13 protein-coding genes are annotated in these 12163 nt (G+C 63.5%); 4 read left to right on the plus strand and 9 right to left on the minus strand.

The features are described from left to right. Positions 1-153: 153 nt before the first annotated feature. On the plus strand, positions 154-1206 hold the full coding sequence (locus AC1RMG_RS27890; RefSeq protein ID WP_011060137.1) for an NAD(P)-dependent alcohol dehydrogenase: 1053 nt from the start codon (positions 154-156) through the stop codon (positions 1204-1206). 92 nt (positions 1207-1298) lie between these two features. On the opposite strand, the gene AC1RMG_RS27895 is transcribed toward AC1RMG_RS27890, so the two are convergent. After that, positions 1299-1778 (minus strand): GNAT family N-acetyltransferase, encoded by a 480-nt coding sequence (locus tag AC1RMG_RS27895; protein WP_011060136.1) that lies wholly within the window; start codon positions 1776-1778, stop codon positions 1299-1301. Between the two features lie 211 nt (positions 1779-1989). On the opposite strand from AC1RMG_RS27895, the gene AC1RMG_RS27900 reads away from it, so the two are divergent. From AC1RMG_RS27900 to AC1RMG_RS27910, 3 genes are all read left to right on the plus strand, one after another. After that, positions 1990-3207, plus strand: coding sequence for an MFS transporter (locus AC1RMG_RS27900; RefSeq protein WP_493170769.1), 1218 nt, complete (start codon positions 1990-1992; stop codon positions 3205-3207). An 84-nt stretch (positions 3208-3291) separates the two neighbouring features. Continuing rightward, on the plus strand, positions 3292-3618 hold the full coding sequence (locus AC1RMG_RS27905) for a hypothetical protein (protein WP_011060134.1): 327 nt from the start codon (positions 3292-3294) through the stop codon (positions 3616-3618). Between the two features lie 53 nt (positions 3619-3671). Then, the gene (locus AC1RMG_RS27910) at positions 3672-4052 is read left to right on the plus strand and encodes a Rho termination factor N-terminal domain-containing protein (RefSeq protein WP_493170771.1); all 381 of its coding nucleotides are present in this window, start codon (positions 3672-3674) and stop codon (positions 4050-4052) included. A 26-nt stretch (positions 4053-4078) separates the two neighbouring features. Here the strand turns inward: AC1RMG_RS27910 and AC1RMG_RS27915 are convergent, their stop codons facing one another. From AC1RMG_RS27915 to AC1RMG_RS27950, 8 genes are all read right to left on the minus strand, one after another. After that, on the minus strand, positions 4079-4999 hold the full coding sequence (locus AC1RMG_RS27915; protein ID WP_493170773.1) for a PfkB family carbohydrate kinase: 921 nt from the start codon (positions 4997-4999) through the stop codon (positions 4079-4081). Beyond that, complete coding sequence (locus AC1RMG_RS27920; protein ID WP_019094644.1) at positions 4992-6458, minus strand: purine-cytosine permease family protein; 1467 nt, start codon at positions 6456-6458, stop codon at positions 4992-4994. Before AC1RMG_RS27920 ends, AC1RMG_RS27915 begins: the two co-directional genes overlap by 8 nt. A gap of 141 nt (positions 6459-6599) precedes the next feature. Beyond that, positions 6600-7598, minus strand: coding sequence for an ADP-ribosylglycohydrolase family protein (locus tag AC1RMG_RS27925; RefSeq protein WP_011060130.1), 999 nt, complete (start codon positions 7596-7598; stop codon positions 6600-6602). Continuing rightward, positions 7595-8308, minus strand: coding sequence for a GntR family transcriptional regulator (locus AC1RMG_RS27930; RefSeq protein ID WP_410036368.1), 714 nt, complete (start codon positions 8306-8308; stop codon positions 7595-7597). The genes AC1RMG_RS27925 and AC1RMG_RS27930 overlap by 4 nt, the downstream gene beginning before the upstream one ends. Before the next feature lie 70 nt (positions 8309-8378). Beyond that, positions 8379-8942, minus strand: a complete 564-nt coding sequence (locus tag AC1RMG_RS27935; protein ID WP_047284758.1) for a DUF1285 domain-containing protein — start codon at positions 8940-8942, stop codon at positions 8379-8381. A gap of 22 nt (positions 8943-8964) precedes the next feature. Next, a complete protein-coding gene (locus AC1RMG_RS27940) occupies positions 8965-9567 on the minus strand; it encodes a DUF4823 domain-containing protein (RefSeq protein ID WP_011060127.1) in 603 nt (200 codons plus the stop codon). A 100-nt stretch (positions 9568-9667) separates the two neighbouring features. Then, on the minus strand, positions 9668-10636 hold the full coding sequence (locus AC1RMG_RS27945) for a GTP 3',8-cyclase MoaA (protein ID WP_011060126.1): 969 nt from the start codon (positions 10634-10636) through the stop codon (positions 9668-9670). 139 nt (positions 10637-10775) lie between these two features. Next, positions 10776-11414 carry a TetR/AcrR family transcriptional regulator gene (locus AC1RMG_RS27950; RefSeq protein ID WP_011060125.1) on the minus strand — a complete coding sequence of 213 codons (639 nt, stop codon included), beginning with the start codon at positions 11412-11414 and terminating at the stop codon, positions 10776-10778. Positions 11415-12163 lie beyond the last annotated feature (749 nt).

Raw genomic sequence — 12163 nt, forward strand, 5'->3', positions numbered from 1 at the left:
AAAACATCATCGCAGGTCTGTACGCCAATGCCGCGTGAAAACCGCCAATGCCGGAGGAATAGGCATGACATGCCGAGGAATCGCCATGGTTGGCCCAGGGCCCGACGCCGAGAATGCCACGCCTCAATCGTCAATGCTTTTGCGAGGTCCACCATGTACACCGCCATCGGTTATGCCGCCCAATCGGCCACCACTCCCCTCGCCCCCATGAGCTTCCAGCGCCGCAGTCCGCGTGCGGACGACGTCGCCATCGAGATCCTCTACTGCGGCGTCTGCCACTCCGACATCCACCAGGCCCGCAACGAATGGGGCATCGCCGTGTACCCGCTGATGCCGGGCCACGAGATCGTCGGCAAGGTCACAGCCGTCGGCGCCAACGTCAGCAAGCACAAGGTCGGCGACCTGGTGGGCGTTGGTTGCATGGTGGATTCCTGCCGCCACTGCGAGGCCTGCGCCGCCGACCTGGAGCAATACTGCCTGCAAGGCCCGACCATGACCTACGCCACCCCGGACCGGGTCGATGGCAGCAACACCATGGGCGGCTACTCCGACAGCATCGTGGTCAGCGAGCACTTTGTGGTGCGCATTCCGGAGAAACTCGACTTGGCCAGCGCCGCGCCAATCCTCTGCGCCGGCATCACCACCTACTCGCCACTCAAGCATTACGGGGTCAAGCCCGGTGACAAGGTAGGGATTCTCGGCATGGGCGGCCTGGGCCACATGGGCATCAAGTTCGCCAAGGCCCTGGGCGCCGAAGTGACCCTGTTCACCCGCTCCGCGAGCAAGGCCGAAGAAGCCCGCCGCCAGGGTGCCGACCATGTGATCGTATCCACCGACGCGGCGCAGATGCAGTCGGTGGCCGGGCACTTCGACTTTCTCCTGGACACCATCCCGGTGCCCCACGACCTCAACCCCTACCTCGACACCCTGCGCTTCGATGGCGTGCATATCCTGGTGGGCCTGATCGAACCGGTGGACCCGGCGCTGCACGCCGGCAAGCTGGTGATGAGCCGCCGGGTGCTGGCCGGCTCGCTGATCGGCGGCATTGCCGAGACCCAGGAAGTGCTGGACTTCTGCGCCGAGCACGGCATCACCTGCGATATCGAAATGCTCGACATCCGCCAGATCAATCAAGCCTATGAGCGCATGATCAAGGGTGATGTGAAGTACCGCTTCGTGATCGACATGGCAACCTTGAAAGGCTGATTCTCGACACCGTCAAAGCATGGCTGGTCGCCGGGGGCGCCGATGGCGTGCGCCTTCGCCGGCACGCCGGCTCCTCCACGAGCCAGCGGAGGTCAGCCGCGAGCAAAGGCGCGCAGCACTTCGCCATCCATGCGGTACTTGACCCATTCCTCCTGAGGCTGGGCGCCCAGGGACTTGTAGAACTGGATCGCCGGCTCGTTCCACTCCAGCACGCTCCATTCGAAGCGCCCGCAATCATTGTCACAGGCGATCTGCGCCAGATGTCGCAGCAGTTGCTTGCCCGCCCCGCCGCCCCGTTGTTCCGGAGTGATGTAAAGGTCCTCCAGGTACAGGCAATTGCTGCCCAGCCAAGTGGAATAACTGAAGAAGAACACCGCAAAGCCGATCGGCACGCCTTCGCGCAGGCAGATCAGGCCATGGGCCGTGGCCCCCTCGCTGAACAGGCTGCGTTCGATATCGGCGACGCTGGCGATCACTTCATGGCGGGCCCGCTCGTAATCGGCAAGTTCGGTGATGAACGCAAGAATCTGCGGGGCATCGCTGGGCAGTGCAGGACGGATTTCTACGGTCATCGACGGCTCTCTTGTTGGAATCAGGCGGCCATATTAGAACGGCAGCAGAAATACATGCACGACCATTTATGCCAAGCCCCCCGGCCCAGTTCCTTGCGCACGGCACTTACTCCGCTGCCGACTAACCCTGAGGCCTGCAGGAACACAACAAACACCGGGAGGCGCCATGTTAGAAAGCCCGACATGACTTCAAGCATAAAGAGGCACTTTCATGTCGGCGTGCACCCCGCAGCAGTCCCGGGTCTCGGCCCCGTTATTCGGCCTGTTCTGCCTGGGCAGCTACCTGCTGTCGCTGTCCTACGGCTCGACCTTTCTCCTGTCGCTGCTGATCGGCAGCCGTGGCGGCAATGAACACGATGCCGGCACGGTGATTTCCACAGCCATGCTCAGCACCTTTGTTGCGGTGATCGGCTCCGGGCACCTCTCGGACCGCCTCGGCGCCGCGCGCTCGGTGGCAGTGTTCGGCTGCCTGCTGGCGGTGGCCAGCCTGGGCTTTGCCCTGACCCCGGGGGTCGGCCCCGGCCTGCTTTTCTTCGGCCTGACCCTGGGCCTGGGCTGGGGGGTGTTCTATACCCTGGGACCGATCATCGTGGCGATGCTGGTGGAGCCCGCGCAACGGGCCCGCTACTTCGCACTGCTGTCGGGCAGCATGATGACCGGAATCGGCTCCGGCCCCTTGCTGGGGCGCCTGGCCAGTGCCCTGGGCTACCCACTGACCAGCGCCTTTCTGATCGCCGCCGGTGCCAGCCTGCTGGGTGTGCTGATCTTCTGGCGGCTGGGCGGCCGGCTGCGCCATCAGGCCAACCACCTGGGCACCGCGGCGGCTGGCATCACCTGGGCTGGCACCGCGCAGGTGCTGTCCTCCCGCGCCGTCTGGCCGATTCTCATGGTGGGCCTGGGAGGTTGCGTATTCGGCGGCCTGTCGAGCTTCCAGACCAGCTACGGCCCCTCCCGCGGCGTCGACTACTCGCTGTTCTTCCTCGGCTTCATGAGCGCCGCCATCGCCAGCCGCCTGCTGATCGCCGGGATCGTGGTCAAGCGCGATCCCTATCGTGCCGCCTGCCTGCTCTCGGGGCTGATGCTGGTGTCGATCCTGCTCTTTTTATTTGCTGTCGACAGCAGCGCCAGCTACCTGCTGGCTGCCGTGACCCTGGGGGTGGGCTATGGCCTGACCTACTCGGTGATCAATGGCCTGGCGGCCAACGAAGCACCAGCCGGCTGCACCTCCCAGGCGTTGCTGCTGTTCAGCCTGTCGTACTTCATCGGGGTCTTCGGTTTTCCCTGGCTGGCCGGGCGGATCATCGTCGAAGCCGGCATCCAGGCGCTGCTGTTCACGGTGCTCGGCGTGGCGTTGCTGAACTGGCTGATCAGCCTTGGCCGCCTGGGCTGGCGGCGCCTGGGCCACTGGCGTATGGCAGCCGGTGCATAACACCGTTCGTCGATCATCAGGCACCAACCGGCCCCGGCAGCGGACCAATATCAGGTAACGACTCTAACGAATGGAGGCGACACCATGATCAAGGTCCAACTCTGCGCCCTGGCCCTGGCCGGGCTGCTGTCCACTGCTGCCCTGGCCGGCGCCACCGGCCCGACCAACCCGGTTGAAGGCCCGAAATCCCCGGCCACCCAGGGCACGCCGAAGATCAACATCAACCCACCGGCCATGGACGAAGGCTCATTGCCACCGGCGACCGGGACCGACCCGCGCATTCAGGGCAACGACAACGGCCGCCAGGGCGGTGTCGGCACCATGGACTCCAGCACACCCGACAGTGGCAAGACCGGTACCGGCTCGAAAACCACCACCGGCGGCTCAGGTTCTGAAGGCAGCAGCCAGTAACCGCCGGTTCAATCCAGCAGGCCCTGTGCGCCAGGGCCTTGAGGAGAGATGTCATGACTCGAGGAAGCAAAGCCAAATACACCCTGGCCCAGCGCCGCAAGGCCGCGGCCATCGAAGCCAGCTACGAAGAACGCGGGCTCTCGCCGGAGCAGGCCGAAGCACGGGCCTGGGCCACGGTGAACAAGCAGTCCGGCGGCGGTGAACGGGCGGGCGGCTCCGGTCGGGACAAAAGCCCGGCAGACAAGGCCCGGGCCCGCAGCGAGTCGGCCCGGCGCGCGGTGGCTACGCGCCAGGGGCATGCCCGCAACAGCGCGGCGTCCCTGGGCACCCAGAGCAAGGACAGCCTGATGCGCGAAGCTCGGGCGAAGAAGATTCCGGGACGCTCGCGCATGCGCAAGCAGGAGCTGATCGAAGCCCTGAGCAAGGCCGGCTGACCGGCGGCCAACTGCTCGCCGCTGACTCAGCCGCGCGCCAGCAAGGCATCCACTTCGGCACTGCCCGGAGCGGTGGCCGGGCCACGCCGGGTGACGGCAATCGCCGCCGCGGCGTTCGCCCGACGAGCCGCCATCAGCGGCTCAAGGCCCGCTGCGAGCCCGGCGACCAAGACCCCGGCGTGGGCATCACCGGCACCGTTGCTGTCCACCGCCTCCACCTTGAACCCCGGCACCTGCACCGCCTGCCCCTGGCGGCTGACCCAACAGCCGCGGGGGCCATCACGCAGCACCAGCAACGCCGCAGGTGACAACCAGCTTTCGAGCTGCGCCAGCGCCTGGGCAATCTGCGAAGTACCGGTCAATTGCAATGCCTCGGCGCGGTTGCTGCTCCAGATGTCGATCCGTGGCAACAGCGCCGCCATCAAGGGTGAATCTGCCGAACCGGCCAACGGCCCCGGGTCGAACATCAATGGGATCGAACGAGGCAGCGCCAGCAACCAGTCCAGCAGGGCCCGTGCCTTGCACTCCTGCAACAGGCTGTAGCCGCTGACATAGAGGTAATCCCCCGCCTCCACCCGGACCCGGGCCAGATCCTCGGCCGACAATTCGCCCTCGGCGCCGATATGGGAAATGAAGGTGCGTTCAGCAGAGGCTTCGGTCAGGGCCACGCACAGACCGGTATCAGCCCCCCTGCCGGGCTCCAGGCTCATCTGTATGCCTTCGCCCTGCATCGCCGCCCGCGCCAGGTCGCCAAAGCGCCCCTGCCCGTGGCGCCCGAGGTAGACCACCGGCAACCCGTTGCGCACCGCGGCGGCCATCACGTTGAAGCCGCCACCGACCTCGAAGCCCGCAGATTGCGCGAGCACATCGCCTCCGGAGGCCGGCAGGCGCTCTACCGCCATCACCAGGTCGACTATCACCTGGCCGGTGTGCAGCAACCTAGGCATTGGCGTTCTCGACAAAGGCCGCGCGCCGGTCCCGGGCACCGCCCAGTAGAGCGTAACCGCCGCCGGCCACCAGGAAGGTGACGATCCAGCCCAGGCCGTTATGCCCCAGCCAGGAATCGGCCAGGGGCCCGGTGAACCAGACGTCTTCGGCAGTGGTGCCGATGGTGGTGAAACCGAAGCCCAGCACAATCGCCAGCACCCAGGCGCCAAAGGCTCGCCATTCGATGCCGCCCCGGTACCAGTAGGCGCTGCTCGGGCCGACGTTGAGCAGATCATCGGCGCTGTAGTGATGACGATGGATCAGGTCCACCACGAAGATCCCCACCCAGGCGGTGATCGGCACCGCCAGCAGGGAGATGAAGCTGATGAAAGGGCCATAGAAGCTGTCGGCAATCAGCATGAAATAGATCGAGCCGAGGAAGATCGCCACGATATCCACCAGCACCGCATAGACCCGCTTGACCTTGAGGCCCAGGGTCAGCGCGGTGAGGCCGGCGGAATACACAGAGAGGTTGTTGGACAGCAGCAGGCCGCCAAAGGCCGCGACCAGGTAGGGCACCGCCATCCAGGTCGGCAGCATGTCGCGGATCGCGATGATCGGGTCCACTGCCGAGGCCAGGTGGTCGTTGCCCACCGACAGCAATCCGCCCAGGGTAATCAGCAACACCAGCGGAATGCCGGCGCCAAACGCCGCCGAGGCCACCAGGCGCCCGGCCGTTACCGAACGGTGCTGATAACGCGACATATCGGCCCCGGAACTGGCCCAGCCAATCCCGGTCCCGGCGGCCATGGTGCCGACGCCGATGATCATCGCACTCATGGGGGCCGGCGCGGCATTGAAGACCGCCGCCCAGTCGATGGTGGCGCAGAGGAAACCGCCCACCAGCACGTTCAGGGCACCAAAGCCGTAGGTGGCCCACTTCTGGATGACCAGCAAGGTGGCGTGGCCCAGGCCGGAGACGCTCAGGGTCATCAGCACGAAGATGCCGATGAACAGCAGGGTCAGCAGCGGCGCATCCTTGGCCGAGGCCGGGGTCTGGAACAGGATCGAGCTCAGGGACAGCAGGACGAAGGCCGCCGTGGTGGTATTGACCGTCTCCCAGCCAACCCGTGAAAGCATCGACACCAGGGTCGGGCCGATATTGCCCCGCACCCCGAAGATTGCCCGGGACAGGGTCAGGCTCGGCGCCCGCCCGCGCCGGCCGGCTACCGAGATCAGGCCGACCACGGCGAACGACCCCACCGACCCCAGGATGGCCACCAGCAGCACCTGCCAGATCGACAAACCGCGAAACGCCACCAGAGTCGCCCCCAGGGGCAGGCCGAGAATACTGATGTTGGCCGCGAACCAGACCCAGAACAGCTGCAGCGGGTGCCCGTCGCACTCTGCCTCGGGAACCGGCTCGATACCGCGGGTTTCCAATTGCCCGGCGCCTGATCCGGCCGTGGATGAACTCATGATAAAACTCCTGTTGCCGTTGTTAGGGGTATTGGGCAATTTCGGAAGTCACAGAACATCCCGGCATTCCTGGCCGTGTCATAGCTTTCCATAGCGATCGGCAACATGGCCGCACACCGCGGCCTGTACCTTAAAGGCGGCTCAACGCAGCGCCAGCAGCTGTTCCACCAGAGGCTGCAGGTCCAGCTCATTGACCTTTCGCACCTGCCCGATCAGTTCGCCAGGCCAGATCTCCATCCCCAGGCAAGCGCCGAGCATGGCACCGAGAATCGCCGCGATTGTGTCGGTGTCGCCCCCCAGGCCCGCGGCCATGCACAGTGCCTCGAAGGCCGGCAATTGCCCCAGGGCCACTTGTCGGGCCAGGGCGAAACTCACCACCACCGATTCCTGGGAAGCCACCGAGGTGCCGATCAGCTCGTAGAGCATCCGCGCAAAGCCTTCCCGATCGCCGTCGACACGCAGGGTGCTGGTCCAGTCCAAGCGAGCACCGATGGTGGCACCCGCTACCCAGTGCCCCTGGGCCTGGGCCTGCCGGGCGACCTGCACACCAAGTGCCAAGGCTTCGGCCAGAGGCTGGCCGTTGATTCCGGCGGACACCACCGCCGCCACCGCCGCCGCGCTGGCAATGCCCAGGCTGGTGTTGTGCGTCACCTGGCAGGCCTCGACCACCGCCTGCAGAAACGTCTCGGGCCGAGCCACATCGGCGGCGATGCCCACCGGCGTGATGCGCATGGCGGCGCCATTGGTGGTGCCATAGCGGCCCGCCTCTTCAACGGACTCCCCGGCGAGGATCATTTCAATGGCGCGTTTGGTGGAAGGCCCCAGCAGATCCTGGGAACCCTTGGCCTGCATCTGCGCCTCCCACTCGATCAGGCTCTGGGCCAGGGCCGCCGGAGCGATCCGGCCCTGCCCCCGGACCAACAGGCGAGCCACCAGGATCGCCTGCTCGGTATCGTCGGTAATGGAGCCCCGGGGCATGTTCGCGGCAATCGGCTGGTCCGGGCCGGCGTCCTCCAGGGTGCGGATGACGCCGAAGCGCTGCTGGATCTGTTCCCGGCTCAAGGATTGGGTCGGCATGCCCAGCGCATCGCCCAGGGCCAGCCCGTAGAAGGCGCCCAGGGCGCGCTGCAATGCATTCACCGCGGCTCTCCGAACTGCAGGTGCATGCGAAAATGCTGCGGGTCCAGCAGGCTTTCGACCTGCTCCATAAAGCGCCCCTGGCGGTCGTAGGTGGTACGCAGGGCCTTGAGGAAGACTTCGCCCGGCGCACGTCCGAGCAATTGGGCATCTTCAGCATTCAAGGGCTCGGCGCCGATCCACTGATCGCCGCGCTCGCCGATATAGCCGTAGGCGGCCAGGGTAATGGTCAGGGAATCATCGATCAGGCCGACCCTAGGCAGGCCTTCCAGCTCGCCGGAAGCCGGGATCAGAGAGCGCTCCAGGGACAGCACCCGGCCATCGGTGCTGCGGCGCCGGCGATCGAGGGCGATGAACTGGTCGGTGCCCAGGCGATGCTTGAGGTCCGGGCGATGGATCGCTTCCAGGCGCAGCACCTCGGTGTTGACCAGCGCACCGCTGTCGGCCAGGGCCTGGGCCCAGCCATGATGCTGATCCAGGGCAACACCGTCGAAGGTGACGATGGAGCCTACGCCGCTTTGCGTGGCGATGTAGTTGCGCCGCTTGAGCTCGGCCAGGGCCTCGCGCAAGGTGCCACGGCTGACACCGAATTCTTCGGCCAACTGATGCTCGCCCGGCAGTTGAAAGCCGTCCTCCAACAGGCCGCTTTCAATACGCCGGATCAACTCGTCGACCACCCTTGTTTTCTTATCGAATCGGACATGTTTGATCATGTCCGGCTTGATACATGAAAGGCCCGAGCCAGAGCAAGAAATATCTTCTTACAGCCGTCTGAAACGCCCGTCAGGGTTCAAGACCAATGGGAAAGAACACCCCGCAACTCCACACCCCCAGCCAATTCTGGCCGTCGATCTGGCGGGTCTGCGCCAGCTCCACCAGTTGGTAGAAGACGTTGCGATGGATCAGCGCTTCAAGATTGTGTCGAACCAGGAGGTAAGGCGCCGGTTCCTGGGTCAGGGGGTCGATCACCACCCGCAGCGGGTGCTCGTCATTGGCGACCACCTGCTCCTCGACGTTGGTAGAAAAGCGCAGCACCTGAGCCTCGCCCTGCCCTTCGACCTCCAGGGTCACGGCGACGAAGGGTGCGTCGTCGACCTTGATGCCGACCTTCTCCACCGGAGTGATGAGGAAATAGTCATCGCCATCGCGGCGAATGATGGTGGAGAACAGCTTGACCATGGGTTTGCGGCCGATCGGCGTACCCAGGTAATACCAGGTGCCGTCGCGGGCGATGCGCATGTCGATATCGCCGCAGAAGTCGGGGTTCCACAGGTGGACCGGCGGCAAGCCTTTTTCAGCCTTGGGAATCTGCGCCAACAGGTCGTTGGCCTTGCCTGGACCACTCATACCGCTCTCCTCCCTCAATCAATCAGTCGCTCAGGCCCAGCAGGCCGCGCGCGTATTGCTGCAACGGCGGACCAAGCAGATCCTGTGGCTTGTTGTCGTGGAACGTCAGTAAACCGCCACGGCTGCGAATCCGCGCGGAATCGATCAGGTACTGGGTACTGGTTTCGATCAACATGATCTGGATGGTACTGGTATCCACCCCCAGGCGGTCCACGGCTTCCTGATCCAGCCACTCGTCAGAGTTACCGATACGGTCATCGGCCTTGGCGAAACGGGCGTAGAGCAGATAGTGCGCCCCCGCTTCCCGGGCTTCGGCCATGGCTTCATTCAGGCCCTCGGGCGCCTTGGCCCGACGCACCATGGGGAAATACTCGACAAAGCCGTTGAAGGCTTCCTCGGCTACCACGTTGGGCCGCGGATAAGCGCCACCCGGCGGTACGAAATGCCCCTGGGCAATGAAAATGAACGAATCCGGCTGAATGCGGAACGAGCTGGTGCGGCGTGTATCACTGTGATCGAGCACCCCCGCATCGCTCAGGTGATAGCGCACCCCTTCGCCCATATCACTGACATTCATGCAGCCGCCGAGTGCCAAAAAGGCCAGCAGCAAAACCAGGCTACGCATCCTACCCTCCAAAATCCGGTGACGGAAAACCGGCGAATGGCCACGGGATGCAGCTTCCGCGCCAGCTCCGCCAAGGAAGGGAATTCGTCGGCAAAGCGCCTCAGCCGCCAATGATCTTCATCACCGTGGCTCCACCGGAAAAGGCCAGCTCCTGCTTGTCCCCCAAGGCCTTGACCAGCAGCCGCTGCAAGGCCGGCAGAGCCTGATGGCGCGGCTTGTCCAGCAGGTCGCCGACATAGTGACGATTGCTCGAAGAAAGGCAGCCGTGCAGCCAGCCCGTGGAGGACAGCCGCAAACGCGAGCAGGTGCGGCAGAACGGCACGCTTTCGTTGGCGATCACGCCGAAATGACCGTGCCCGGGAATGGCGTAGCGCACCGCGGTAGCATCCACCGGCGCATCGGCCTGAAGGTATTCGTAGCGCTGGCCGATCAGGTCCAGCAACTGTTGCAGGCTGACAAACTGCTGCAGGAAAGCGTTGCCATCATTGGCCAGGTGGCCCATGCGCATCAGCTCGATGAAACGCAGCTCGTAACCCCGTTCCAGGCAGTAATCCAGCAACGGCATCACCTGATCCAGGTTCTGCCCACGCAACGGCACCATGTTGACCTTGATCTTCAAACCGGCACTGCGGGCTTGCTGCATGCCATCGAGCACCGTGGCCAGGTCGCCGCCACGGGCAATGCTGCGAAAAGCCGTCGCATCGAGGGTATCGAGGGAAACGTTGATCCGGCGGATACCGGCCTCCACCAGCAACGGCAGCTTGCGCGCAAGCAATTGGCCATTGGTGGTCAGGCTGATGTCGTCCAGCCCCATGCGCCCCACCGCGCCCATGAAGGCTTCCAGCTTGGGACTGACCAGGGGTTCGCCACCGGTGATGCGCAAGCGCTCGATGCCCGCCGCTTCCATCAGGTACGCCACGCCGCGAGCCATTGCCTCGGCCGACAACTCGTCCTGGGCGGCCACCAGCCGCTTGCCGTTGGGCACGCAGTAGGTACAGGCGTAGTTGCAGGCTGACGTCAGACTGATCCGCAAGTTGCGAAAGCGCCTGCCTTGACGATCAACGATCATGGATGACTCCGGCGTAGGAAGGGAGAACCGGGCAAAACCTGACCCAAAAATCAGGTTTTGGCAAGTCCCATGCCTGAGTATATTCCTCGGACACTGCGCCATACAGTTTGTCGATGGCGCAATATAGCGGCTGAATGCCTTAGCTGTTCGAGGTGTCGGGGTCGCGCTTGCGCTTGTTGCCCATGCGCACACCGATGTCCATCAGGAACTGGAAGAAGCCTTCCTGATCTTCCAGCACATTGCTCCAGAACGGCGAGTGGTACAGCGCAACCGCACCATGTACCAGCGCCCACGAGGCACAGTAGTGGAAGTATGGCGGCACGTCTTCAAGCTTGCCTTCACTGATGCGACCCTTGATCAGCAGGGTCAGGCGCTCGAAGTTGGACGCGCGGATCTTGTGCAGTTCCTCGACCATCTCCGGCACCTGGTTGCCCTTGACCACCTTCTCTTCCAGGCGGTCGAACAACCGATAGCGCTGCGGGTCACGCATGCGGAATTCGAAGTAGGCCCGGGACAGGGCTTCCTTGTCCTTGTCGACGTCGGCCGAGTGCAGCAGCTCGTTCAGGTCGCGCTCGTAGTCGAGCATCAGGCGCAGGTAGATCTCCGCCTTGGACTTGAAATGCTTATAGATGGTCCCTTTGCCGATACCCACGGCATCCGCAATCATCTCGACGGTGACACTGTCTTCACCTTGTTCGAGGAACAGCTTGAGCGCGGTATCGAGAATTTCTTGCTCGCGGCGACGAAACTCACGGACCTTACGAGGTTCTTTCTGCATAAGAAAAGGTCTGTTCGGGGTCAAAATCGAAGCCGCGTATTATGCCTAACTTGCGCCAAAATGCACGGATCATCCATCGTTGCTGGTGTTTCTGGCGCAAAAGCCGCCCCGTCAGAACCTTCCAGACAGGCGCCAAAAGCCAGGGAAATCCCGTGAATACGGGGCCGGGCCAGGGTTCAAATAGCAAACTTCCACAGCCGCCAAGCTCCGGATCAGACCGCGAAGTCTGGTTTTTCCCGCACCCAGCACCCTGGATTGCCCCACGCCCTGCGTGCGACGCAAAGGCCTCGATAAGTCGCAATTCCATCATTGCCCGGCTGATTCGTCGCTCAGCGGGGGCCAATGCAACTGCCGTCCCACAGCATCAGAGAAGCCCTATAAGAGCGGAAGAATAATCCGAAAGTATCGATGGCGTTGATAACTGCCAGCCGGGCAGGTACAGCAAACTGCAACAGATTATGTAGGCAACTTTCAGGAAAATTCGGCTATTTTTAGTCTTATCAGCTAAAAATCAGGTGATATTCAGCGATCGCGTCGAAAACTGCGATACAGGCAACCCAAATGAGAACTCAAGCGAAGCGCGCGTATTCCAAATTTGTTTAAAAAACGAGCAGGGGCAACTGGACTGAATGCAATAGTGATCAATACTTCAACTGTCGGCGGGACATCTCCCCCAAGTGAAACGCCGATCAAGGTACCGAAGGACCGCGTGCCTTAGTTTTACTCCTAATGGTCTTAACCCGGATTCA

This window comes from Pseudomonas sp. GW822-FHT04H02 (assembly GCF_058800645.1).

Coding starts and splice junctions, on each gene's coding strand:
- AC1RMG_RS27905 (WP_011060134.1), top strand. CDS start 3,292: ATGATCAAGGTCCAACTCTGCGCCCTGGCCCTGGCCGGGCTGCTGTCC.
- AC1RMG_RS27915 (WP_493170773.1), bottom strand. CDS start 4,999: ATGCCTAGGTTGCTGCACACCGGCCAGGTGATAGTCGACCTGGTGATG.
- AC1RMG_RS27950 (WP_011060125.1), bottom strand. CDS start 11,414: ATGCAGAAAGAACCTCGTAAGGTCCGTGAGTTTCGTCGCCGCGAGCAA.
- AC1RMG_RS27945 (WP_011060126.1), bottom strand. CDS start 10,636: ATGATCGTTGATCGTCAAGGCAGGCGCTTTCGCAACTTGCGGATCAGT.
- AC1RMG_RS27940 (WP_011060127.1), bottom strand. CDS start 9,567: ATGCGTAGCCTGGTTTTGCTGCTGGCCTTTTTGGCACTCGGCGGCTGC.
- AC1RMG_RS27910 (WP_493170771.1), top strand. CDS start 3,672: ATGACTCGAGGAAGCAAAGCCAAATACACCCTGGCCCAGCGCCGCAAG.
- AC1RMG_RS27895 (WP_011060136.1), bottom strand. CDS start 1,778: ATGACCGTAGAAATCCGTCCTGCACTGCCCAGCGATGCCCCGCAGATT.
- AC1RMG_RS27920 (WP_019094644.1), bottom strand. CDS start 6,458: ATGAGTTCATCCACGGCCGGATCAGGCGCCGGGCAATTGGAAACCCGC.
- AC1RMG_RS27890 (WP_011060137.1), top strand. CDS start 154: ATGTACACCGCCATCGGTTATGCCGCCCAATCGGCCACCACTCCCCTC.
- AC1RMG_RS27900 (WP_493170769.1), top strand. CDS start 1,990: ATGTCGGCGTGCACCCCGCAGCAGTCCCGGGTCTCGGCCCCGTTATTC.
- AC1RMG_RS27935 (WP_047284758.1), bottom strand. CDS start 8,942: ATGAGTGGTCCAGGCAAGGCCAACGACCTGTTGGCGCAGATTCCCAAG.
- AC1RMG_RS27930 (WP_410036368.1), bottom strand. CDS start 8,308: ATGATCAAACATGTCCGATTCGATAAGAAAACAAGGGTGGTCGACGAG.